At 48.5% G+C, this 24,751-nt stretch carries 23 protein-coding genes; 12 read left to right on the top strand and 11 right to left on the bottom strand.

The window, feature by feature from the left end; translation table 11 throughout:
* Positions 1-451: 451 nt before the first annotated feature.
* From H164_RS0106425 to H164_RS15465, 7 genes are all read right to left on the bottom strand, one after another.
* Entirely contained in the window at positions 452-1,147 is a 696-nt protein-coding gene (locus H164_RS0106425) for a ComF family protein (RefSeq protein WP_019967866.1), read from the bottom strand.
* Entirely contained in the window at positions 1,140-1,640 is a 501-nt protein-coding gene (locus H164_RS0106420) for a regulatory protein RecX (RefSeq protein ID WP_202898928.1), read from the bottom strand. Before H164_RS0106420 ends, H164_RS0106425 begins: the two co-directional genes overlap by 8 nt.
* A 159-nt stretch (positions 1,641-1,799) precedes the next feature.
* A complete protein-coding gene (locus H164_RS0106415; protein ID WP_019967864.1) occupies positions 1,800-3,248 on the bottom strand; it encodes an RNA-binding domain-containing protein in 1,449 nt (482 codons plus the stop codon).
* Positions 3,249-3,438: 190 nt separating this feature from the next.
* On the bottom strand, positions 3,439-4,311 hold the full coding sequence (gene prmC, locus H164_RS0106410) for a peptide chain release factor N(5)-glutamine methyltransferase (protein ID WP_019967863.1): 873 nt from the start codon (positions 4,309-4,311) through the stop codon (positions 3,439-3,441).
* Positions 4,301-5,623, bottom strand: coding sequence for a YihY/virulence factor BrkB family protein (locus H164_RS0106405; RefSeq protein ID WP_019967862.1), 1,323 nt, complete (start codon positions 5,621-5,623; stop codon positions 4,301-4,303). The genes prmC and H164_RS0106405 overlap by 11 nt, the downstream gene beginning before the upstream one ends.
* A gap of 378 nt (positions 5,624-6,001) precedes the next feature.
* Positions 6,002-6,133 carry a hypothetical protein gene (locus H164_RS16060; RefSeq protein WP_282705205.1) on the bottom strand — a complete coding sequence of 44 codons (132 nt, stop codon included), beginning with the start codon at positions 6,131-6,133 and terminating at the stop codon, positions 6,002-6,004.
* Between the two features lie 492 nt (positions 6,134-6,625).
* Positions 6,626-6,763: a hypothetical protein gene (locus H164_RS15465; protein WP_019967860.1), complete on the bottom strand. Its 138-nt coding sequence runs from the start codon at positions 6,761-6,763 to the stop codon at positions 6,626-6,628.
* Positions 6,764-6,986: 223 nt separating this feature from the next.
* Here H164_RS15465 and H164_RS0106385 point away from each other — a divergent pair, with 223 nt between their 5' ends.
* The 5 genes from H164_RS0106385 to H164_RS0106365 all read left to right on the top strand — a co-directional run bounded on the left by H164_RS0106385 (position 6,987) and on the right by H164_RS0106365 (position 11,705).
* Positions 6,987-7,412 (top strand): GtrA family protein, encoded by a 426-nt coding sequence (locus tag H164_RS0106385; RefSeq protein ID WP_008564739.1) that lies wholly within the window; start codon positions 6,987-6,989, stop codon positions 7,410-7,412.
* Positions 7,412-8,134: a glycosyltransferase family 2 protein gene (locus H164_RS0106380; RefSeq protein WP_019967859.1), complete on the top strand. Its 723-nt coding sequence runs from the start codon at positions 7,412-7,414 to the stop codon at positions 8,132-8,134. Before H164_RS0106385 ends, H164_RS0106380 begins: the two co-directional genes overlap by 1 nt.
* Positions 8,135-8,142: 8 nt before the next feature.
* The gene (locus H164_RS0106375; protein ID WP_019967858.1) at positions 8,143-9,612 is read left to right on the top strand and encodes a hypothetical protein; all 1,470 of its coding nucleotides are present in this window, start codon (positions 8,143-8,145) and stop codon (positions 9,610-9,612) included.
* 11 nt (positions 9,613-9,623) lie between these two features.
* Positions 9,624-10,757, top strand: a complete 1,134-nt coding sequence (glf, locus tag H164_RS0106370; RefSeq protein ID WP_019967857.1) for a UDP-galactopyranose mutase — start codon at positions 9,624-9,626, stop codon at positions 10,755-10,757.
* 96 nt (positions 10,758-10,853) lie between these two features.
* Entirely contained in the window at positions 10,854-11,705 is an 852-nt protein-coding gene (locus tag H164_RS0106365) for a DUF4595 domain-containing protein (protein ID WP_019967856.1), read from the top strand.
* Positions 11,706-12,328: 623 nt separating this feature from the next.
* Here the strand turns inward: H164_RS0106365 and rplS are convergent.
* Positions 12,329-12,691, bottom strand: a complete 363-nt coding sequence (rplS, locus tag H164_RS0106360; protein ID WP_019967855.1) for a 50S ribosomal protein L19 — start codon at positions 12,689-12,691, stop codon at positions 12,329-12,331.
* A gap of 207 nt (positions 12,692-12,898) precedes the next feature.
* Between rplS and H164_RS0106355 the strand changes: the two genes are divergently transcribed.
* Both H164_RS0106355 and H164_RS0106350 read left to right on the top strand, forming a co-directional pair.
* The gene (locus tag H164_RS0106355) at positions 12,899-13,660 is read left to right on the top strand and encodes a 5'-nucleotidase C-terminal domain-containing protein (protein WP_019967854.1); all 762 of its coding nucleotides are present in this window, start codon (positions 12,899-12,901) and stop codon (positions 13,658-13,660) included.
* A gap of 21 nt (positions 13,661-13,681) precedes the next feature.
* Positions 13,682-14,560: a bifunctional metallophosphatase/5'-nucleotidase gene (locus tag H164_RS0106350; protein WP_025829934.1), complete on the top strand. Its 879-nt coding sequence runs from the start codon at positions 13,682-13,684 to the stop codon at positions 14,558-14,560.
* On the opposite strand, the gene porT is transcribed toward H164_RS0106350, so the two are convergent.
* A complete protein-coding gene (gene porT / locus H164_RS0106345; RefSeq protein WP_025829936.1) occupies positions 14,541-15,290 on the bottom strand; it encodes a type IX secretion/gliding motility protein PorT/SprT in 750 nt (249 codons plus the stop codon). The genes H164_RS0106350 and porT overlap by 20 nt on opposite strands.
* 188 nt (positions 15,291-15,478) lie before the next feature.
* On the opposite strand from porT, the gene H164_RS0106340 reads away from it, so the two are divergent.
* The 4 genes from H164_RS0106340 (at position 15,479) to H164_RS0106325 (ending at position 21,972) form a co-directional block, all read left to right on the top strand.
* Complete coding sequence (locus tag H164_RS0106340) at positions 15,479-15,649, top strand: 4Fe-4S binding protein (RefSeq protein WP_019967851.1); 171 nt, start codon at positions 15,479-15,481, stop codon at positions 15,647-15,649.
* A 549-nt stretch (positions 15,650-16,198) separates the two neighbouring features.
* The gene (locus H164_RS0106335; protein ID WP_019967850.1) at positions 16,199-20,614 is read left to right on the top strand and encodes a pectinesterase family protein; all 4,416 of its coding nucleotides are present in this window, start codon (positions 16,199-16,201) and stop codon (positions 20,612-20,614) included.
* A gap of 326 nt (positions 20,615-20,940) precedes the next feature.
* Positions 20,941-21,405, top strand: a complete 465-nt coding sequence (locus H164_RS0106330; protein WP_238315181.1) for a hypothetical protein — start codon at positions 20,941-20,943, stop codon at positions 21,403-21,405.
* Between the two features lie 90 nt (positions 21,406-21,495).
* The gene (locus H164_RS0106325; RefSeq protein ID WP_025829938.1) at positions 21,496-21,972 is read left to right on the top strand and encodes a porin family protein; all 477 of its coding nucleotides are present in this window, start codon (positions 21,496-21,498) and stop codon (positions 21,970-21,972) included.
* Between the two features lie 91 nt (positions 21,973-22,063).
* Here the strand turns inward: H164_RS0106325 and dinB are convergent, their stop codons facing one another.
* Entirely contained in the window at positions 22,064-23,149 is a 1,086-nt protein-coding gene (gene dinB, locus H164_RS0106320) for a DNA polymerase IV (RefSeq protein WP_019967847.1), read from the bottom strand.
* Positions 23,150-23,230: 81 nt separating this feature from the next.
* Complete coding sequence (locus H164_RS0106315; RefSeq protein WP_019967846.1) at positions 23,231-23,935, bottom strand: SIR2 family NAD-dependent protein deacylase; 705 nt, start codon at positions 23,933-23,935, stop codon at positions 23,231-23,233.
* A gap of 202 nt (positions 23,936-24,137) precedes the next feature.
* Between H164_RS0106315 and H164_RS0106310 the strand changes: the two genes are divergently transcribed.
* Positions 24,138-24,740 (top strand): FKBP-type peptidyl-prolyl cis-trans isomerase, encoded by a 603-nt coding sequence (locus tag H164_RS0106310; protein ID WP_019967845.1) that lies wholly within the window; start codon positions 24,138-24,140, stop codon positions 24,738-24,740.
* Positions 24,741-24,751: the final 11 nt, after the last annotated feature.

Genomic DNA, 24,751 nt, shown 5'->3' with positions numbered 1-24,751 from the left:
CGTTTCCGTTTGAACAGACGTACGAATTGTGCGTCCTCGTTTTTCCATCTCAGCCACCGTGCATTTTAATTCCAGCCATATTGCGCGGTAAAATGAGCCATATTGTCGCGTAATATCACCCATATTGCACGGTAAAATGGCTGAGATTGTAACATGGAATGCAAGTGGTTGATTATCAATATGCGCAGCTATCTGGGCGGACGCACGGACCGTGCGTCCCTACATGCATTCGAGCAGTTTATTTCATCAGCCATTTTACGTATCAATAGGGTTGGAAAGCGGTTGTAGGGACGCACGGCTCGTGCGTCCGCTCAAGGGAAATAAGAAGCAATGCACGCGGCTTTTCGAACGGACGTACAGACCGTGCGTCCCTACAACGCTCAATTGCCTTTCTTTTGAGAGGGAGTGGGGTGGGGGAATGCCGTTTTCGGGGGAATGAAACGTGGGATGTTTAGGGCCTAACGAAGCCGAGTGAGAGCACACTGATGGTCACTCCGCCGGCCTTGGCCAGTTCTTTGGCGCAGGAAAGTGTGGTGGCTCCGGTGGTAACGACGTCGTCGATGAGCAACAAGTGACGGCCTTTGACGTGCTCGGGATGACGAAGCTGGAAAGCATCTTTCACGTTTTGGCGACGCGCTTCGATGTCGTTTTGCGTCTGACTACCGTCGAAACGCATGCGCCGAAGGGCCTTGTCGGCAATCGGAATGCCCGTGATGTGCGACACACCTTCGGCAATCAGTAGGCTTTGATTGTAGCCCCTTTGGCGTTGTCTTCCCCTTGTCAGCGGCACGGGAACCAGCAGTTCGATGCCTTCAAAAAAGCCTTCGGTTCGGAATTCGCGGGCCATCATTTCGCCCAACAGCCGTCCGATGTCGGCCTGATGATGGTATTTCAGGGCATAGATGGCGCGTCCGGCGGGCGAACCGGCCGAATAATAGAACCATGCGGCGGCCTTTCCAACGGGCATCTGCTTCCAATAGAGGCGGCAAAGTGGGTTGTCGAGCGGTGTAAGAACATGGTCGGTACGGGGTAAATGACGATTGCATGCGCCGCAAATTGCCTGCTCGGGGCCAGCCAACCGATTGCCGCAGATGGCGCACACACGCGGTGCTATGAGGTCGATGAGGCTGTTCCAGAGGTTAATCATCGGGCAGTTCGGCTTCGTCGACACATTGTCTGATGAGTCGCATCTCGAATCCGCGGCCCAAAGCAAACTTAATGAGCTTCATAGAGCGCTCATAATCGTTGCGAGCCTTAATGGTCGGCCACTTCTGTTTGATGAGCGGTCGCAGCTTTTCAAGGTACAATTCGTCGGGAATCTCGTCGAAAATGGGGTCAGAAATACTGCGGGGAATGCGCTTCATGTAGAGAGCTTGCTCCACTTTTCGGCGTCCCCAGCCGTTATACCGTATCTTGTCTTTGACGAAAGCTGCGCAATATCGGCTGTCATCTATGAAGCGATGTTCGGTCAGATAGGCCATGATGCGGGCTTGTGCAGCCTCGTCAATCTCCCATTTCGCGAGTTTGTCGAGCATTTCTTGCGTGCAGTGTTCGCCTTGTGCGCACAAAGTAGTGAGGCGAAGTTGGGCTTGTTGTTCGGTAATCATAGGAAAAGTAAAAAACCAAATGGCCTCGGTCATCTTCTCATCATAAGAGAGAACGCCTCGTTTCCCGGTCACATTCCGAGGCGAGGAGATCGATATGCAGAGGCCGGTCGGGCCGTTTTATGTTGTTGTTATTGGTTGTTTGTATTGTTATTGATGATTAAATTCCATAAAGTTTTATTCATTTTCTTAGTCTTATATTGGTTTTAGAATAATCCATTTGCCGGCTTTCGTCGGTCCTTCATGCTTGATTATTCCATGAGTTGTCAGGTTTCGCAACTGATATCTTACACTATCTGGTGTCTTTTTGAGCAATTTTGCTAACCTGATAACTGTTATTGAAGGGTCTTCTTGAATGAGCTGTATGATATTCTCTTGGTAGTTCTCTGGCTTTTTGGGGTGGTTTCTTTGGCTTTTCTTTGGTTTTTCTTTGGTTTTTTCTGCTGTAGTCTCCCTCTCGGCATTAGGCAATGACTTTGCTTGTAGCGTTGCTTTCAAGATAAAGTCGTCCTGAACGTATTTTGGTTCGGGTTGTCCTGCTTCCTTCATCTCACGATACATACGGTCAACCCCCTCGCCAAACTCTTTCACGATTTTGTAGTCGCGCAGGAAGACGGCCATCTTAGGGTTGCGTGAAAAGTGGATATGGCGGATATTATAGGTGCGCACGAGCCCCGGAAGAAAGCCCGGGCTTTCAACAACAAGGTGATCGTCAAACAATTTGACCTGAATGTCTGTGCCATAAATGGAATAATCGCGATGAACCACGGCGTTGACAATCAGCTCTTGCCAGCAGAACGCGGGGTATTCGGGGATAGTGACGAAGAGACCTTTTGGGCCAAGGAAGGTAAATTCCTTGATTTGCGTCTGAACATAGGCTATTGTCTTGTTGATGACTTCTAATATTGTGCCTTCAAAAATCACATCTTTTATCACATTCATCTCTGTTCCGACCTTGGCTTCGGTTCCTTTATAACGTATGAAACGGACATATGAACGCGGAAAGAACCGTTGAGGGTTTTTACCGAAGAGGAGAATGGCGGCACCGCTCACTCTTTCTACCCCGCCACGATGGGTTACGAACGCATTATTTTCCTGAAGATAGGTGATGACATCCTTGCCATAGCTCAGCACTTTGATATAATCTTCCACCTTAGCAAGGTCGATATCTTCGATGGTAGCATTATAAACAGGTTCATCTTCATAGTAACGGCCACCTTTGGCATAGAGTAATTGTAACCGTTGTTCGAAAGAGAGTTTCTTTGATTGGTCACCTACACGATAAAACGCCTCATCTGCTTGATTGGTATGAAGCTTCATGCTTTGGTGAACATGTATCAAGAGAATATGATTAGGCTGTCCGTATTCGTTAGTATAAGCCAATCGCTCTGCATTCACCTCGACAGAAGGCACGCAGAAGTCAAAAGAAGCCCGCAAGAGTTCGTTAATATGCTGCTCATTTCCATCAATTCCTGTCACGTTACCATTGTCTTCAATACCAATGGCAATGTCTCCACCGTCAGCATTGGCCATTGCTACGAGGATCACCGCCAAAGATTTAGCATCAATCTTTGCACTTTTACGGTCAAAGGTCTGTCCTTCCGGTTTCGTCCGTAAGTATTCTATCGTTTTGTTCAGCTCCATCATAGGCAAAGGTACGATTTATTTCATAAAAAACTATTCCTTACTTATACTAAATAATAATGAAACAAATAAGCATAGACGCTTTTTAAGAGCCTGCAAACCGAAACTGTAACCGTTCTTTCTGTATGGCGGGACCGCGAGATGATGTCCGTTTTCTCTTTTGAAGGGGGTGAAAATACTTCCTATATGGTTAGCTTTGGCTTTTAATGGCCAGTGCCATCCGCTCTCTTCCATACGGATCTTTCTTCACATCAACGGCCCTAAGGCCCATTTTTTCCAGCATTTTTCTCAACGCTTCTGCATAAAGCGGATTGATTTCAAAGGCCAGAAGACCCGAAGGTTTGAGCCTGCAGAGCGCGTAACGGGCGATGGCGCGATAGAAAATAAGCGGGTCGTTGTCGGGTACGAAGAGTGCGCTTGGAGGCTCATGTTGCAGCACATGCGGTGCCATATCGCTGCGCTCGCGTTCGCAGATGTAGGGCGGGTTCGACACGATGACGTCGAACGGGTCGGCTTCAAAGGCTGCTTTGTCAAGCTGCAACACGTTGTGCAGTTCGAAGTTGACGCGTGCTTGCAGCCGATGTGCGTTCTCTCGTGCGGTGAGCAAGGCGTCCGATGAGATATCCCACGCCGTGATTGCGCTGTTCCAAAGGTCGAGTGCCAGCGTGACGGCTATGCAACCGCTGCCCGTTCCCACGTCGAGCACACGCAAAGGTTCGGGCGGTTGCAATGCACAATAGGGCGCATTGAAAGCCGAAATGACTGTTTGGCAGAGCAATTCTGTCTCAGGTCGCGGAATAAGTACGGCAGGATTGACCTTGAACTCTCGCCCACAGAACGATGCTTTTCCCGTGACATACTGCACCGGTTCGCCTTGTTCGAGTCGGTTGAACAGATTGTTCAGGAGGCTTATTTCGGCGTCGGTCAGTCGTTCGAGCCCATCGGTATAGAGGTCGGTCAGCGAAAGTTTGAACACATCTTCCAGTAGAGTTCGTGCCACAGCCTTGGCTTCTCGCTCGTCGTATCGTGGCACGAGCCGTCGCCACAGTTCGCTATAGGTCATCAATATTGTCGAGTTTACGGATGAATTCCTCGTAGGCTTCGCGAATAATACGTTCGGTTTTCGGGTCAAGCGCAGGGGCGATGTCGAACCGATTGTTCTTGTATCGGTTGTCGCAAGCATGATCGAGCAGGTCAACGATACGGCCCATACGGAGCCGTTCCAATGCTTGTGCCGGTTGATAGCGTGTGTCTTCGTCTGCGGAATTGCCCACCGTCGTGACGAGTTTCACGCGTTCCAGACGGTAAAGTGCGTCGCCGACCAATCGGATGGGAATGCCCGTGAGTTGCTTGATTTCAAGTACTGTGAGCGCAGGTTTGCCGTTTCGGAAGCGAAGCATGATGTGCTTCATCACGACAAGGGCTATCTTTCGGCGGTTGGCTTCGCTGATGTCGGACGGACTTATCATGTATTCGTAGTAGTCGAGGTATTGGTTCATGTAGCAAAGTTCGGCACAAAACAGGCAGATATACCACGATAACTGCATCCAAAGCATGAAAAGCGGCAGTGCGGCAAGCGAGCCATAGATGGCATTATAGCCGGTGAGGAACATCTGGCCGTGCACATAGCCCCACTGCACGAGCAACATGGCGACGGAAGCCAGTACGGCTGGGCCGATGACCGAAGTGAGTTTCACCCGTGTGTTGGGCATTACGGAAAAGAGGGCCGTGAAGATGAGCGTCAGGATGACGAAAGGCAGCAGCCGAATGCCGATGCGTGCCATCGGACCGAGGATAAAGAAGGCCTGAAGATGCTCGGTCGTGGTGTTGGCAATGATGCTCATGCCCGACATGACGATGATGATGACGGGCACAAGGAACACCATCGAAGTGTAATCGGCAAGGATTCTGGCCACCGGTCGCTTGTTTTTCACTTGCCAAATCGTGTTGAACACGTACTCCACATTATAAATCAGGCTCAGCACGCTGTAGAGCATAAAGAGGATACCGATGCCGATGAAGAGGCCCGTTTGGGCGTGTTGGAGATACGAACCGGCAAGGTTGATAATGGAATCTGCGGCCTCTGGCTGACTGCTCAGCGTGTTGCGAAGCCACAGTTCAATGTATTCGGAGAGTCCGAACCCGCGCCCAATGGCGAAAATCATCGCAAAAATGGGAACGATGGCGAGTATCGTACTGAATGAAAGTTGCGTGGCAAAGTCCACATGTCCGCGCTCGATGAACAGCCGCACAGCCATGTAGACCTTGCGAGAAAGGTTCAACAGCATGCGTTTCCAGCGGCCGGCGTCTTGTCCGGGCGGTTGCCACATGCCGATGGTCAGGAAGTATTTCAGTTGGGAAAGCTTGTTCATCATGCTGCAAATGTAAGCAATTAAAACAAAGTTTGCAACGAAATGCGGCAGGAAATATGTGGAAAAAGAAAAAAATGATGATACCGCTGCTCTTATCCCTGTCAGAATAGCCGCTATAACGTGTTACTCTGAACTTTTTCCCTGCTTCTTGCTGCACCACAGTCCAATCCCGTTCAATTTGTAAATCCGTTTGTTTTATAATTGATACGCGAGTTCGGGATAAGGAAATTCAGACAGTCGTTCCTTTGGGGCTATTGGACAAGATGCTTTTATCCTGCTCCAACGTGTTTTTTTGTTCGTCCGCCGTGGCGGACGAACATTCCTTTTATGAGTCCTTTGCAAAGCCATCACCCACGGATTTGTTCATGTCAAAAATAGTCATCACCTTTTTTCCACCTCGTCGGCCGCAGCCTTCACCTCGGCTGCGCGTTTGTGAGCGGCCAGTTCTACGTAGAGTTGCAGAGCACGATAGCTTTCGTCGCGCGCGGCGTCGAGTTCCCGTATTTCCTCCATAAATTCCTTCCCGCGCGGCAAGTTCAGCGCCTGCTCTTCTTTGTCGATGCAGGTTTTGAGGGCGGGCAGCAGCACGTTGATTTTCTCGATGTTGGCCTCCGTGCAAATGGCATGCAGGTTAATGGTTATTTTTTTGTCATCGCCCGGGGGCGAAAGCAGTTGACTGTTAAAAAATGTATCATCGCCCGTGGGCGACGGATGTTTCTTTATACTTTTTTAACTTCGCCCGTAGGCGAAAAGGTTTTCCGTTAATTTTTGTTTCGTCGCCCGTGGGCGAAAAACATTTTCTTAACTCTAATTAACTTCGCCCGCGGGCGACGGACATTTTTTCTCGGTTCAACTCCTTTCCGCCGTGGCGGAAGCCCCGCGCCCCTTCGGTTTCCTTGTTTCGGGGGCGCAGGGGCAGGGATTATTTCTTCTTCTTCTTCTTCTTCGCCGTCATCGAGCCGCTGTAGCTCATGGTGATAGTGTGCTCATTGTCGTCTTCGCCCATCACGCACCCGTTTTCGAACTTGATGTTGATGGTTTTGCAGAGGTCTCTTTACATTTTTTATCTTCCGCCGCGGCGGAAGACCGTTTGTTTTCTGTTTTTTGTTCATCCGAGGCATCGGAAAAGTCCTCCTTTTTCATAGGATTTATATCGAACTCACGTAAGTTTATAGGTAAAAAGCACGTCTTTTAACCAGTTATTCTGTTTTTTTTCTTAACTTTGCACCATTCAATCCTATCTTTAAAGGTTGAGGCCACAGCAGAGGTCCGAAGGGTGGGAAGACATATATGGGAAAGCGTTTACTGAAACATGTTCTTGACGCTACGAACATTGTAACGGTTGGTCACAATTAAAGCATTGCATATGGTCTATAATAGCATCGTACAGAGATTTTATAAGAAATTCCGCGACCTGATCTTGTATGGCATCATAGGGTCTTGTTCGTCGGGACTTGATTTCTTGCTGTACACGCTCTTCGTTACGGTCTTCGGCTGGCATTATATCCTGTCAAACTGCATATCCGTATTGGGCGGTATCATCACGAGTTTTACGCTTAACCGTAATTATAATTTCAAAGTCAAGGACAAGACGAAGAGACGCTTTTCGATATTCCTGACGGTCGGTTTATGCGGAATGTTGTTGAGTAGTCTTATTCTTTGGGTCTGCATCAGCCAACTGTCAATGAACAAGATTCTATCCAAATTGCTGTCGATAGTATTGGTCGTTGTCGTCCAGTTCTTAATCAATAAGTACGTTACGTTCAAACCAACTAAAATAAAAGGGGAATAATGAGTAAAATTTTCTTTGTGCTTCCCGCGTACAATGAGGAGGCGAATATTGCAGAGACTATCGGTCGGTGGTATCCCGTAGTGGAGAAGGCAGGTGCGGATAGCCGTCTTGTCATTGCCAATGATGGCAGTAAAGACAAAACTATGGAGATCATGGAAAGTCTGAAAGACAAATATCCGCAGTTTATCCCGCTTTCCAAGCCGAACTCGGGACATGGTCCTACGGTTATTTATCTCTATAAATATGCCATAGAACAAGGTGCCGACTTCATCTTCCAGACTGACTCCGACGGCCAGACCAATCCCGATGAATTCCCGGCTTTCTTGGAAGCGAGTCGCGATTACGACTGTGTGATGGGCTGCCGTCCTGTCCGTGGCGACGGAAAAGACCGAAAGATGGTCGAGAACGTGCTGCGTTCTTACGTGTGGCTGTTCTTCCATGTGTGGGTTCCCGATGCCAATGCGCCGTTCCGCCTGATGAAAGCATCTGTAGTAAAGAAGTATATCAACCTGATGCCGTCGGACTTCAATCTTCCTAATGCTGTTCTTGCCGCATGTTTCAGCAAGTTCCGCGAGCGGGTTAAATACATTGACATCACGTTCAAGCCGAGACAAGGCGGTGTGAACTCCATAAACCCGAAGAAAATCCTGAAGATTGGTTGGAAGGCCATCAGCGACTTTTGGAAAGTCAGCCGGGAAGTATGTAGAAAAACAAAAGATTAGACGACAACGTGCTCACAACTTCTTCCATTCAGCAGGTTACAAAGCGAGAAATACTCATTATTGCTGCCATCGCCTTTGTTGCCGTGACGATATTCTCAACGTCTTCATTCCTTTATCCGTTCAATTCATGGGTGGACGCCAACTGCATGTTCACCGTAGGTAAATCTGTTTTCTGCGGCAAAGTGCCCTACAGAGACCTGATGGACCACAAAGGATTGCTGCTACATCTGATTTACGGCATCGGTTCCTTGATTTCTTTCAGGTCTTTCTTTGGCGTATACGTGCTGGAACTTATCGCTGGTTTCGTATTCCTGTTATACAGTTATAAGGCATTGTTGCTGTTCACGGATAGGAAAATCTTGTATTATGTACCGTTGTTGGCCTTAGGAGTCTACAGCGCATGGAGCTTCGAGCAGGGCGCAAGTGCCGAGGAGTTCTGTCTTCCATTCCTTTCTATGGGGCTTTACATAGGCTTGAAGTCGGAAAAGGTAGGCAGCCTTGCCGGCAAGGACGCATTCCTCTTGGGCTTTCTTGCGTCGTGTGTGTTTTGGATAAAGTACACAATCGTAGGCCTGTTCATCGGACTTCCTCTTTACTACTTGTTCTTCTATGTCCGCAATAAAGACTATGCAGGACTGTTGCGGAGCGCGGCTTTCTTCCTTATGGGACTGATACCGTTGTCCTTGGGCGTTGTCTGTTATTTCGCCTTCAACCATGCTTTGGCAGATATGTGGACCGTATATTTCTACGACAACATCTTTCATTATGGTACTACTTCTGAATATCATGGCTCACTGCCACGTGTTGTCCATAATGAATTGGTCGGCGTTAAACTGATTCTATACAATCCTGTCTTGGTATGTATGTTTATAGGTTCTCTGATAGCGCTCATTTCGCAAAAGAACAAAAGGCTGCTCTGTTGTTGTGCCGTTTGTTTTCTCTCTGCATACGTGCCGCTGTTTGTCGGAAACCCAATAAGATATTACGTGTTACCGCTCGTAATCTTCGCGCCATTCTCCTTATTGATGGTCAGAAGTTGGTGCTCAAGAAGCAAATTATTGCAGGCGGGCAATAATAAAAGGTTCTTATATCCGGCCTTCTTATTTATAGCTTTGGTCCTCGGCGTATTCATTAAATTTGACACGACAAGGGGACTGCTATCTAACGGTATGGATAGCCCGACGTTCAAAATAAGAGACATTATTATGGAAGGAAGGGAAACTCCTCCTGTCATGATAGAATATGGCATTATGGATATTGGCGTTTATACCGTTTGTGGCAGTATTCCCGAATGCAAGAACTTCTGTCATCTTAATTTGAATCTCAGTGATGAAATGGAAGTTCAGAACAAATATATAGAGAAAGAAAGGCCTTTATACATAATATCTAATAGGACATTGACCTTTAACGGATATAAACGCGTGTCGTTTGATGCCGACGGGAAACCTTATTTCGTCTATCGGCTGAATGCATTATAAATAGAACTGATATGAAACCTTACGATTATCTTATCGTCGGCTCAGGCTTGTTCGGAGCCACTTTCGCCCACTTCGCCCACAAGCAAGGCAAGCGTTGTCTTGTCATCGACAAGCGGCAGCATCTCGGCGGAAACGTCTATTGCGAGAACATCAAGGGCATCAACGTCCATAAATATGGTGCTCATATTTTCCATACCTCAAATAAAAAGGTGTGGGACTTCGTCAACGCCATCGTTCCATTCAACCGCTACACCAATGCGCCCGTGGCCAATTATAAGGGCAAGCTGTATAACCTGCCGTTCAACATGAACACCTTTTATCAGATGTGGGGCGTTACCACTCCCGACGAGGCGCTTGCCAAACTGAACGAGCAAAAGGCAGAAGCCATGGCCAAGATGAAGAGCGAAGGAACAACCGAACCTCGCAATCTTGAAGAGCAGGCAAAGGTGTTGATTGGTAACGACATTTACGAAAAGCTCATCAAAGGCTACACCGAAAAGCAATGGGGACGGAAATGTGCGGAGCTGCCGGCTTTCATCATCAAGCGCCTGCCTGTCCGCATGGTTTTCGACAACAACTACTTCAACGACAGCTATCAAGGCATTCCTATCGGCGGATACAACAAACTCATCGACGCACTCCTTCAAGGCATAGAAACCAAGACCGACACGGACTTCTTTGCCCGCGAACGTTCATATTGGGCAACCGTGGCCGACAAAATTGTCTACACGGGACAGCTCGACGAGTTCTTCGACTTCCGCTTCGGCCGTCTCGACTTTCGAACGGTGCGCTTCGAGACCGAAGTAAAGCCCACGCCGAATTATCAGGGCAACGCCGTCGTCAACTACACCGACGCCGCCGTGCCTTACACCCGCATCATCGAGCACAAGCATTTCGAGCTGTTCGGTCAAGCGGTCTACGACAATCCCCACACGGTCATCAGCCGCGAATACAGCACCGAATGGGAACCGGGCATCGAACCCTATTATCCCGTCAACGACAACAAGAACAACGCATTGGCCGAACGCTACAGAAGCCTTGCCGAACAAGAGCCCAACGTTATCTTCGGCGGCCGACTCGCCGAGTATAAATACTATGATATGGCCCCTGTCATAGAAAAAGTGATGAACCTGTTCGGATATTAAGCTCGCGAAACGCTTTGCTTATTCAATAACTTGTCGTACCTTTGCACCCGGTCTTTATGACCCAATTTGAACCTTCACAGACATTCAAGAATGATAATGAATAAGCAAGAGAAGAAGAACATAGGTAGGGCTTTGACGGCCCTCACAATGTTCGTTGCAACACTGCTGACCTCGTGCAGCGGCAACAACGAAGTCAACGACGACGGAGCTGCAGGCACCGACGTCAACCCGCGCGTCGTGTTCACCGGAGGACTGCCCCGGCAGGTCGGCGAATTCACATTGCAGACCAACAAGGACGGCCGCGTGGCTTCCATCACAAGCGACAACGGCCCGACAGCCGTGTTCGAATACCGCGAGCGTTACTATCGCGGCGGCATTCGCATGCCCGGCGTCATGATGACCGTCACCGAAGGCAGCAGCCGATACGTCTATGCGCTCTTCCTCAACGCCAAAGGGTTCGTCAGACGCTGCATGGAAACCGTCTACAAGACCACCGACGGAAAAGAAGAGAAGCCCTACAGCGACGGCTGGGCGTTCAGCTACGACAAAGACGACCGCCTCACTTACGCCTATTATGCCGGCGCAAAGAAAGAAATCAACATTGACTACCTCGACGGAGACATCGTTCAAATCACCAACTCCACGAGCGGTGTCAGAGAAGAACCGCTGCACGTCGTCTATCACACGGCCGCCACGTCTGCACCGCTCGCAAACAAAGGCTGCCTGATGCTCTTCGACGATTTCACCGGAATAGACATCGGCCGGCTCCGCTACGCCTATTACGCCGGAATACTCGGCAAAGCCCCCAGCCATCTGCCCGTGGCCGTCACGCAGAAAGACGAACTTCGCGGCAGCTTCGACTGGCGGTTGAGCGACGCGGGCTATCCCCTCATGCTCATCTACACCGAAACGGGCGCACAGCAACGCACGCTCCGCTTCGCGTGGTAAGTTCATTCTATCGGCCGAGTCACTTCCCCGGCCGATTTTTTTCTTCTGTTTCCTTTCTACTTATTAGGGACGAACGACCCGTGCGTCCCTATTCGGACACCCCGTTTCCCTGTATTTAAAAATTTTATTGCTGGTCGAAGCCCGAAACAAAGGCGAGGCATTTCCATTTCCAACGGTTCGCGTCACTTTTTGATACGGACGGAATTGAATTATCTCCGTGGAGAAAAATCCTTATCTCCGTGGAGAAAAGAATTTATCTCCATAGAGAAAAATATTTTTCTCCACGGAGATAATTCAAAAGGGATAGGAGGAAAAGGAACGGAATGCCTATGGAAAGAACGTTTCCCTCTGATATAAAAATATTTCTATCTGGTAAAAGAAATGTTGTTCTCTGATGAAAGAAGCGTCGTTTCACTACAGAAAGGACGTTCCTCCTGATGAAAAAACGTTTCATGCTAATGAAAAGGGCGTGTTTTCCCGGCTTTATGATTTGCCCCACGTTTACAAAAAAGAGCGTTCATCATAAAGTTCAAAATTCAAACTTCAATGTTCAAAGTCCAAATAAAAAGAGGCTATGCCCGTGAGCACAACCTCTTTTTGTTTCATTGCGAACGATTTGCCGATTATTCTGCGGCAGTGGTGGTTCTCTTCTCGGCGATACGAGCCTTCTTACCCGTGAGCCCACGAAGATAATAAAGCTTGGCGCGACGAACCTTACCGCGTTTGTTCACTTCGATGGAGTCGATGTTCGGTGACTCTATCGGGAAGATACGCTCCACACCGATGGTGCCCGACATCTTGCGAACCGTGAAACGCTTCTTGTCTCCGTGGCCCGAGATCTTGATGACTACGCCACGGTAGAGCTGGATACGTTCTTTAGTGCCCTCGACAATCTTATAAGCCACGCTAATGGTGTCGCCGGGACCGAACGAAGGGAACTTTTTTCCGGTTGCAAATGCTTCTTCAGCAACTTTAATTAAATCCATTTTTATTTGAAATTAAATTTTGTTTGCGCCCAACGCAACATGGCCAAGCAACTCTTCTGCTGCCAGCGGTTACGCCGAAAAGCGGTGCAAAGTTACGAAAAAAGATGGTATAATGACGCTTCGGCGCTTTGTTTTTTTCGTTTTTAACACTATTCTTTCTTTTTTCCGCCCAAAAGAAGTAACTTTGTGACAACAAATTACAAGATGATGTATAAGAAACCTGTCACATGTTTCATTGTTTCGGCCTTGCTTGCCTTGGTATCCTGCAAGCAACATTACGAGCTGACGAGCGTCAGCCGCAGCCGTATTTTGATTGATAAACGCTATGATGCCCGTCCGGAACCGGAGGCTCAAGCTTTCCTTGCGCCCTACAAACACAAGGTAGACAGCATCATGAGCCCCGTCGTGGGCGAGGTTTCGGCCTATATGGCGGCCGGAAAGCCGGAGAGTTCGCTGTCGAATTTGCTTGCCGATATACTGCAATGGGGCGGCAAAAGCTATGGAGAGCGCGTGGATTTTGCCGTCTATAACATGGGTGGCATACGTGCGGCGTTCGCCAAAGGCCGCGTGACCTACGGCGACGTTGTGGACGTTGCGCCGTTCGAAAACAAGATTTGCTTCCTCACATTGACGGGCACAAAGGTTAAGGAACTCTTCCAGCAGATAGCATCAACAGGTGGTGAGGGTGTCAGTCATGGCGTTAACTTGGTCATTAGCGGCCGGAAACTCCTCGATTGCAGGCTCAATGGCGAGCCCATCGACGACAATAAGACCTACCGCGTGGCTACGCTCGACTATCTGGCGCAGGGCAACGACAAGCTCGAAGCCTTCAAATCGGGGACCGATGTGGTCTCGCCTCAGACGCAGGAAAACAATGTCCGCTTCATCATCATGAACTATTTCCGCGACCAAATGGCCCAAGGAAAGGCCGTAAGCCGCGAGGTCGAAGGCCGCATCATCGTGAAATAACAACGCTAAATACTGAAAACAATGCAGAAATTTCAATACAGATACAAGCGAAACGCCTTTAGATTGGCCTGCTTCGGCCTGCTTTTGACGTGCATGCCTTTAACGCTTTATGCTCAAAAGCAGCTCACTATTCTTCACACCAGCGACACACATAGCTGCATTCTCCCGCTGAACGAGAACCTTGCCGACACGCTTTTTGCCGGTCGGGCAGGCTTCATTCGTCGCATTGCCATGCTTGAGGAGGAGCGAAAACAAGACCCCGAACTGTTGCTTTTCGACAGCGGCGACTTCTCACAAGGCTCACCTTATTATACACTCTTCAAGGGAGACGTAGAGATTGGCCTGATGAACCGCATGCATTATGACGCAGGCACCATCGGAAACCACGAGTTCGACTACGGCATCGACAACATGGTTCGCCTCTTCAAGCAGGCAAACTTCCCCATTATTTGCTCCAATTACGACTTTCGGGGCACGGCCCTTGATGGCCTTGTCAAGCCATATATCGTGCTGAAACGTAAGGGAATCCGCATCGGAGTGTTTGCTCTTGACCCGCAACTTGATGGACTTGTGGCTGCCAAGAACTATGGAAACATCAAGTATCTCGACCCCGTTCGCGTGGCCAACGACATGGTAAAGGTGCTTAGGGGCAAGGAAAAGTGTAATCTTGTTATCTGCATTTCTCACCTTGGTTGGGAAGAAACGGGCATGGGCGACCAGATGGTGATTGCCGGTTCGCGTGGAATCGACCTCGTACTTGGCGGACATTCGCACAGCTTTTTCAAAGAACTTCGCTACGTGAAAGACCTTGACGGCCGCGAAGTTCCCGTGGACCACGAGGGCAAGAACGCGATCTTCGTGGGCAAACTGAAACTCGGTTTCACTCGAAGTAAAAGGTAAGTACGATCAACTTTGCGCGTGCATCGCTCACCGAACGGGCGTAGGGCAGCATTCCTTTGTCTTCCATACGGTTGATATGCTTGCTGTCTAAGCTGTTGACGAGGCTGTACATGAACTTCAATTCGGGCCTTATTTTGAAGAAAGGCAGGTAGAAATCGCAACCCATTCCTATTTCAACGAAGGCGTCATAGCGTTTCAGTTTCACGTAATCGTTGTCCTTTCCGCTTAGATTGACGGCCGGTGTGAGACCCGCCATCACGTAAGGACGATGGTTATTGAACCGTGGTGCCGCGAAAATCAAGTCAATCGGGGCCGTAACATACACCGTTTTCATGGTCTGTCTGCGCTCCGTTGGACTGCCGTTTGGCGCAAGAACGCTCAAATTGTGCAGCAGGATATGACGCGAACCGAAGTACATTGTGGGGGCAATACGCAGTTGGAAGTGCTCCGAAAGCCTTGCTTCAGCGAGCACACCCACGTTGAATCCCATGTCAAAACGGTCTTGATCGGTCGTTAGGGTCTGCCTGCTTGACGTGCCATCCTCGGCCACAACGGTTTGCTCTCCGATGTTGACAAACTCCAAATCCTGCACATGCAAGCCCACGGAAATGCCCAAATGAAAGGGCCGCAAGTCCGTGTAAGGACGGTTCTGCACCGTTCTTTGCTGTGCAACGGCCGTTATTTCGGCAGTCCACAATAGGAACATTAACAGCTGAAATCTCTTCTTCATCTGTTCCATAAACGGCATCCCGCGCACTATATTGCATGATTTTAATCAAGAATTTGTATAAATTGAATAAAAAACAGTACCTAAAAGTAGGTATTTCTGAATATTATTTATACCTTTGCATCGTACAAATTGAGGAACAAGATTTGCTACATGGTACAAAAACATTATGAAATCTAAATTTTAAAGTTATGGCTTACGTAATTGGTAACGACTGTATCGCTTGCGGTACATGCATTGATGAATGTCCGGTGGGAGCTATTTCAGAGGGCGACATCTATTCTATCAACCCCGAAATGTGCACCGAATGCGGCACATGTGCTGATGTTTGCCCCAACGAGGCAATCAGCCTTCCTGGATAAGGAGAGTGATTTTAAAAATAAATGAGCGGTATCTTGCAACCTTGCAAGATGCCGCTTTCCTCTTTATAGCGGGCAAAGTCTAATGTAGAGAAAGGGGTTCTATATAATAAGGTGTAAACGGCAGGCGAGGTATTGCTGGCCCGTTAATATCAACACTGCTTGAAACAACATTCCGATATGAGCCATTTTGCAGGCTTATTCCAGCCATTTTGCACGGTAATATGGGCCATTTTGCGCGGTAAAATGGCTGAGATTGGAATGCAAGACATAAGTCGTTGATTATCAATCTGAATGTGTGTGGAGCCGCGCGGCCTGAGCTTCACGCTTCAACGAACACGTATTTGCGTTTCTATTCAACTTGGGCGGACGTGCGAGCCGTGTGTTCCTACATCTTCTTTCCTGCCATTTTATCGGCTCGGAAACGCGAGGAAAGCAGCTGATGCTGAAAACGTTTACGTAGGAAACTTAAGGATTAATCCCGCGATTATTTGAGCTTTTGACTTTTATAACGTAAATTTGCCGTTACAATCCATTAACTATCATTGACAAATGAAGAAGACAAAACGCAGTCTGAGTGTCATTTTACTCGGCTTTCTCGGTGCTTTTTTTATTCAATCTGCATGGGCGCAGGCCCCAGCTTTCCCCGGTGCAGAAGGTCACGGACGCTATGTTACGGGCGGACGTGGCGGAAAAGTCGTCCATGTCACCAATCTTAACGATGCCGGAACGGGCTCTTTTCGGGCGGCAGTAAGCGGAAATTCCAAGAAGATTGTGGTGTTCGACGTGGGTGGTGTCATTGCTTTGGCATCGGAACTTAAGATTGGTCAGAACACGACCATACTGGGACAAACGGCTCCTTATCCCGGAATCACGTTGCGCTATTACACGGTTCGGCCTGCTTCCAACAACATTATCCGTTTCATTCGCTTTCGTCGCGGGCAGGAAAAGAATGTCAATGACGGGGCAGATGCCCTTTGGAACTGCAACCTCACGGGGGTTATCATCGACCATTGTTCGGTGAGTTGGAGCATTGATGAGCTGGCATCGTTCTATGACAATAATAATTTCACGATGCAATGGTGCATGCTTGGCGAGGCCTTAACCAATGCCGGACACGACAAAGGTGCGCATGGTTACGGTGGAATTTGGGGCGGAAAGCTGGCCAGTTTCCACCATAATTACATCGGAAGTGTCGATAATCGGGCCCCTCGTTTCAATGGAGCTCGCTACCGATGGGACGGATATTCGAACAATTTTCAGTTCACTTCGTATCATTGGGTCAATACGGTCATGGCCGAAAATGTGGACTTTCGCAACTGTGTTCTCTATAATTGGGGGAACGGAAACGGCTGCTATGGCGGTCCCGGAGGGGGACAAATCAACATTATTAACAACTATTATAAGGCCGGACCTGCTACAAAAAACACCCGAAGAGTAACGGAAATCAGTGTCGGAGAGGCTGGAAATTCGACCACGGGCGACATGGTTGGCATGGCAAGTCGCTATTACATCCGTGGCAATTTCGTTGAGGCTGCGGGCACAAAGGCGCAGAACTATGATTGGAGTGGGGTCACTTTCGACAAAGGTGTGCAGCTAATTGATGGTGAACATTACACACTCGACGGTGCAGACTACTATCAAGGCGTACCCCACAAGACCTATAATGGCCGGCAATATGTGCCTATCAAACTGGCTGCGCCCATCGCTTCGGGAGACATCACCACGCACAGTGCAGAGAAAGCCTATCGAAAAGTGCTGGCTTATGCAGGCGCTTCGCTCTTCCGCGACAACGTAGATGTGAGGTATTCCAAGGAAGCTACCGACGGAACGGCCACCTTTTCGGGAAGCAGGACGGGCCGGGCAGGCATCATAGATATCGTGAGTGACGTAGATGGTTACACTGAAAAGAACTTCCCAACCGGCAAACGTTCCGATGCGTTCGACACTGATTTGGACGGCATTCCCGATGTGTGGGAGACCGCAAATGGGCTGAATCCGAACGCTGCAAACGATGCCCTTGCAACGTCAATCGACCCAAATGGCTACTATACCAACCTTGAAGTGTATGCCAACAGCTTGGTGGAAGCGCTCGTGAAAAAGGAGAACGAGGAGGCCGAGACACCCGTTTCTGAATACTATCCTGCGTGCAATAAGGTCGCAGGGCTCGACTATTACAGTGGCCGAACGGTGCAACTTGTCAATCCGTCTGACCCTTCGGGAGACGTCAAAGGGGTTGAAAAGGTACTTTATACGACCGATTTCAGCGACTGGACCAACGCAAAGGCTTCTACAACGGCAAGCGTCGTGAATGCTAAAACAAGTTATAGTCACGAGCCGTTCAGCTTCACCATCGTCGATACGGAGGTGAGTTCGACGAACAAGAACGCCGGCAAATTTCCGTCGTGGAAGGGAGGTTATCTCATGGCCTCAAAGCGTTCGACGCCCATGGTGACCCTTTCCGCACTGCAAAATATCACGAAAGTACACTTCAAACACGGTGCAACGGGCAGTCAACGTGGCTGGAAATTAGAGGCGAAAGGTGCAGGAGATGCCGATTGGGTTACGTTGAGTAACGGTCCGGCCGAGCCTATTACGGGAGCCGATGTGGACGTAGATGTAAATAAAACCAACTGTCAATTGCGCTTTACGAACCTCACAACGAACCAGAATGCCTATCTTTTTGAACTCGTCATCTATGGCAAAGTGGATATGAGTTCCAAGCCTGTTTTGGGCTCATTCAAGGCAAATGGAACGGCTTTCACGGCTGCCGACCGCTTCAAAGAACAGGCTGATGGCACGCTGCAAGCCACGATTGACATTTCAAAAAAGCAGCAAATGGTGTCGCAGACCAACCCTTTGACTGAAGTTGTTGCCGAGAACGGAACGGTAAAAGGCGTTACCTATGCACCCACAGCGAAAGGAACAAAGGTCACAATTCGGGTCGATGCAGGTGGCACAACAGCTGATTATGTGATTTTCTTTGAATGGAAATCCGACTTCACCCTCACCTATTATAATACCGACGGTAGCCTTATCGGCACGCAAAAAGTTGAGAAAGACGCCCCCATTGCGGCCTTTCCCTATTCCGCTTCGGCCGTGACAGTGCCTTCGGGTAGCCTTTTTCGCGGTTGGTTTGCAGCTGCCTCGGGCTCCGGGAATCGCAAGTTCAACATCGAAGATAAGGTCACTTCCGACCTCGCTCTCCATGCCCTTGCCACCGAAAAAGAGGTGAAGAGTACTACGAAAAGATATGTCTTCAACCTCACCGACCGCTATTTCTACGACGAAGATCACGAGGCTTTCAACAGCAAAGGAACGGCAAAGTTCCACGACGGACAGCATGGTTGGGTCTTCGGACCATCGGATAATGTTGAACTTCTTGTCGGTGGAGACGCTTATATTCTTTTATCGGGCTGTGCATATTCGGCCGGTAACATCATCATCAAGAACAGTAAAGGCGCCCAACTGGCCTCACTTGCGGCCAAAACTGACACAGACGGCGGTCTCATCTGCTATGAGTACCGTGGTGAAGCCGATGTGCTTCGCCTCGGTTTCGACAAAGCTTGCTATCTTCATTCCGTCACAATCGCCAATACACAGGCCAATCCTATCGCACAGAACGAGGCCGGTTATTATGTCGTCAAGGCCGGAGATGCCGACCATTTGCTCAATACTTTGACCATTGCTAACGTCAAAGCAGGTGCCAAACGCACCAAGATTTTCATTCCAAATGGCACATACGACCTCGGAGAAACGGTACTCACACCCATCAACGGCAACAATATCTCGCTCATAGGTGCAAGCACAGAGAAGACAATCATTCGAAACAAACCACTTGTTGCCAATGAAGGTATCGCGACAACTGCCACACTTTTGATTACAGGAAACAACACTTATCTGCAGGATTTGACCGTTCAGAACGCACTCGATTACTATAATAGCGGGTCTGCAGGACGTGCGGTTGCCATTCAAGATAAGGGGAATCGCACCATTTGCAAGGCCGTTCGGCTGCTCTCTTATCAGGATACTTACTACAGTAATGGCGACGGACAGTATTATTTTGAGGGAGGAGAAATCCATGGAACCGTTGACTATGTGTGCGGAAGTGGCGATGTTTTCTTCAACAAAGTGAACTTTGTCAACGAACCACGCAGCAATAAAGGTGGAACAGACGTGATAGCGGCCCCTTATCCGGCCGATAATTGCCACTATGGTTACGTGATGCGCGACTGCAAAATCACCAATCTTAACGAAGAAGGTTACTCGCTTGGACGCAGTTGGGGAGGCAAATCGAAAGTCGCATGGATAGGAACAACGATGACAGATGCCCCACTCAACGACGGAAAAGCCATCAAGCGCTTTACCGTCGGCGGTATGAATGTTGCGGCATATCAATTCAAAGAATTTGGTTCGAAGACCGAACAAGGGGCCAATCTCACGCCCGTTCACAACTATGTGACTTTCGTTCACGGTACAGGAAACTTCACCTACGACACCACAATGAGTGCTGATTCGGTTTCATTGTTCACACTCGACAAGGTATTCCCCGATTGGAAGCCCGCTGTTTTGGCTGCACAAGTAACCTCACCTACTGTTACACTCAAGGGAAAAACGCTTTCATGGACTGCTGCCTCGGGCAGCATTGGCACGCCATCGTATGCGGTTTTCAAGAACGATGAACTCCTTACGATTACCAATGCCCGACAATATGCACTCGAAGAGGTGGTAAAAGGGGCAACCTACACCGTAAGGGTAGCCAATGAAATGGGTGGTTTCGGCCCCTCCACGCCATCATCTACCACTACCGGACTTAGCCTCCTGGCCGCCAATGAGAGTAACGTTGTCGGCACACATTACTTTTATCTCGACGGAACGGCCTGTGATGCACAAGCCAAAGGTGTGGTGCTTGTGGTAGAAACCATGGCAAACGGCAGCCGGAAAAGCAGCAAAAAGATTCTGAAATAGACGCTTGCTATAGTCTTGTGCTGCAGTAAAAGGAAATCATTATAGCCTCGTCTCCTCACCGGGACGGGGCTTTTTCGTGGTCATATACCGTAAAAAAAACAGCTTCGCCCCATGTTCTCAAAGCCGTTTCAGCCTGTTCCGCTTTTTCTTGATAACGCTTTTTAACCGTATAAAGAATGGCAAAGTGAATAAAAAAGTTTATTTTTGCAACATTAATATGAGGCGACCATTATGCACCATAGCAAGGAAAGAAACATAATGGGTGTAAGATTGAAAGTCAGGACGCATCATTAAGCGGGGCAAACCAATAGTTAGAGCGTTATAAAATGAAGAAGTTTATTTCAAAAATGTCTGTGATCATGCTGACAATGTTGGTACTTGGCGTATTGACAAGTTGTAGCAAAGACGAAGAAGACCAGTCTGTTCTCGGCGTATGGGGCATTGAGACAGATGCCTATCTGAATGCTTCCGGCGTTGCAACCGTACGACATTACGACGGAACAGAGCCAGATTATTATGTTTATCAACTGCTGCCTGATGGCACTTGTGCCTATTATACCTATAATGGCACTACGACTTCAGGTGGTAAGAAGATTGGGAAGAACTGGGATGTCAAGTACAGAGGAACCTATACAACAGGCAAAGGAACGATTACTTTGCACTTTGATAAACAGGAAATCACTGCACCTTACACGGTAAAAGATGGGAAAATGACCTTTCAACTCAAGAAAAGTGATGGAAAAACTCACAACCTTACCTTTCAATGGTTGGGTGGAGACCTTGTGATATGACAAAAGATGAACCCCATAAAGTCAAGAATAGAGAATTAAAAAGAAACATATAGACGTTTAATTATAGAATACTTACTTATTAAAAACAACATGAAAAAGTTATTATTTACCCTGTCTCTCGTGCTCATGAGCATGGGAGCATTTGCCCAGACCAAGACTTTTGAGGTGGGTGGAAAGTTGAATTATGGCACAGATGCACCTCATTTCGGAATAGGAGCAGTGGCCCGTTATAACTTCGATGAGCACTTTCGTCCGGAACTGACGATGAATTTCTATCCGAAAGATGGCAATGATGTCAGCGCATGGGATATAAATGCAAACCTGCATTACCTTTTCCACATGACCGACCGCTTCAAACTCTATCCTTTAGGCGGTGTAGGTATCATGGGAGCCAGCTATGATGGCCCCGCAGGCAGCACGAGTTCGACCAAACTTGGCGCTAATCTTGGCGGCGGATTGCAGTTCAATCTCACCGACAAACTGCACCTCAATGCTGAGACCTACTATCAGTTTGTCTCCGACGACGGGCGCGGTGTGATGAGCGTTAGCCTTGTTTACGTGCTTTAAAAGCAAAGCTGGAGTGCGGAATGATGGGAGTGGGATACTTTTCTCACTCCTGTTATCGCTTTTTGGCATGCAGAATACGGAGAAGTCCTGTTTACCATTCCTTGAATTCCAGCTCCAATTGTATCCATTCCGGCCGCTTTGAGGTTCCGTCGTCGCCCGGATTGGATACTGAAAGTCCCATAAGGCGGATGGTATGTGCGTTGTCATAGCGGACAAGGTGCAGCAATCGCTTGGCCAAAGGCAGTATGTCTTCCTTGCTTTTCAGCACATTTTGCACCGTGATGCTGCGTGTTATCTGCTTGAAATCGCCGTACTTGATTTTCAAAGTCAGCGTTTTTCCCTCGAAATTTCCTTTGTGAATACGTTCCGAAAGCTCAACCACAAGGTGGTAAAGTTCAATCAGTATGGCCGAAGGAAGGCTGAGGTCTTCAATGAAAGTGTGCTCGCAACCGACGGATTTCCGTGTGCGATCGGTGATGACTTCACGCTCATCGATGCCTCGGGCATAGTTGTAGAACGACGGACCTGCCTTTCCGAACATCGTAATAAGATGCTGAAGCGAGCACGACCGCAGCTGTTCTCCGTTGAAAATCCCCATATAATGCATGCGCTGTGCCGTCTTTTTGCCTACTCCCCATAGGTCTTCCACGGGCAGTTTTGCCACAAATTCAAGGGCTTTATCAGGGTGAATGGTGCATATTCCATCGGGTTTTCGATAGTCAGAAGCTATCTTTGCCAGCAGTTTATTGTAGGAAATGCCAGCCGAAGCCGTGAGATTTAGCTCGCTTTTGATGCGTTGTTTGATTTCTTTTGCAATGTCAACGGCCAGCTCAAATCCCTTTTTATTCACCGTAACATCAAGGAAAGCTTCGTCCAAAGAGATAGGTTCTACAATGTCAGTGTAGTCATGAAAGATGGTATGAAGCTGTGTCGACACCTCTTTATAATGGTGATAATTGCCTTCAACGACAATCAGATTCTTGCACAATCGCTTGGCCGTTTGCATCGACATGGCCGAATGTATGCCGTATTTTCGGGCCTCATAGCTGGCTGTCGACACGACACCGCGCACACCGTCATAGCCCACGGCAATCGGTTTGCCGCGAAGTTCGGGGCAATCTCTTTGCTCAATGGCGGCAAAGAAAGCGTCCATGTCGATGTGAATAATCTTGCGCATAAGTGAAAATGACGGTCGTTGAGGTCTCTTCCCAGGCTTTATGGTGAGAAAAGTGGGCGAGAACTTCGGGCGAGCTGTATGCTACAGGCTTTCCATCAGCACCTTCATACCTTCGCTTGCTCCCTTTGTTATCTGCTTGATATGCCTACTTTCGGTCATGTTCACGGGGTTCGGGTCTATCAAGTAAATTGGAATTCCGGGCTTACAATACTGTATGAGGCCTGCAGCGGGATAGACATTGAGACTCGTTCCGATGATGATAAAGGTGTCTGCTTCGGCCACTTCACGGGCTGCAGGCTCTATCATTGGGACACTTTCTTCAAAGAACACGATGAAAGGACGCAGCAAACTGCCGTCCTTAGCCAGTGTTCCCGGTTCCACATCGCTGTGTTCCGGCGTCAGTTCCTCAATGAAATGAGGGTCGTAGGGAGCCTTGCTTGAGCACACTTTCGACAGTTCTCCATGCAGATGAATAACGTTTTTAGAGCCAGCTTTCTCGTGAAGATTGTCCACATTCTGCGTGACAACGGTCACTTCATGGCTGCTTTCGAGCTGTTTGATGAGTCGATGTCCCTCGTTGGGTTGTGCTTTCCAGAGCTTGCGGCGCAGCATGTTGTAGAAGTTAGTCACCAAGACAGGGTCTCTCTCCCAGCCATGATGCGTTGCAATCTGCTCCACAGGATAGTTCTCCCACAGCCCATCGCTGCCGCGAAAGGTCTTGAATCCGCTTTCAACCGACATGCCTGCACCGGTCAGGAAGACGATTTTTGATATTTCTTTCTTCATAACTTCATTCTGATTTTATCATTATCGGGACGTTTGCCCTGTTTCTTTGCGTTCGTGTTACAAATATATTAAAAAAACAAGTTACGCATATCATATTTTAATAAAATTAAAGAGTCGTTTCTTTTCTATTCGGTTTAATTCTGCTATCTTTGCAAACGATTTCGAAATATTTGATGTTTTAATCTGTCATTTTTAGGATTTTATGGATAAAGTAAGCTATGCGCTCGGCATTGGTATCGGCAGACAGTTATCGCAGATGGGTGCCGCAGCATTGAATATAGACGATTTTGCACAGGCTATCAAGGACGTTCTCGCCGGCAATCTGAAGATGAACGAGGCCGAAGCCCAACAACTTGTGCAGGATTTCTTTGCCAAACAAGAGGCTAAGCAACAGGCCGAGGCGGCCGAAAAGGGTAAGTCGGCCAAGGCAGAAGGGGAGCGGTTCCTTGCCGAAAACGGCAAAAAAGCCGGCATCATCACGACACCTTCGGGGCTTCAATACCAAGTGTTGCGCGAAGGAAACGGCAAAAGTCCGAAGTCAACCGACACGGTTGAGTGCCATTATGAGGGCACATTGATCGACGGAACGAAGTTCGATTCGTCCTATGATCGCGGACAAACGGCTACATTCCCACTCAATCAAGTGATTGCAGGCTGGACAGAAGGCTTGCAATTGATGCAGGAAGGCGGCAAATACCGCTTCTTTATTCCCTACAATCTCGGTTATGGTGAGCGCGGAGCCGGTGCATCCATCCCTCCGTTTGCAGCCTTGGTGTTCGACGTAGAACTGGTAGCAGTGAAGTAATACATATCAAA

The sequence above is a fragment of the Segatella maculosa DSM 19339 = JCM 15638 genome (assembly GCF_000382385.1).
Classification (GTDB): Bacteria; Bacteroidota; Bacteroidia; order Bacteroidales; family Bacteroidaceae; genus Prevotella; species Prevotella maculosa.
Note: the sequence above shows the minus strand (reverse complement) of the source record. Positions and strands in the feature narration are given on the sequence as shown.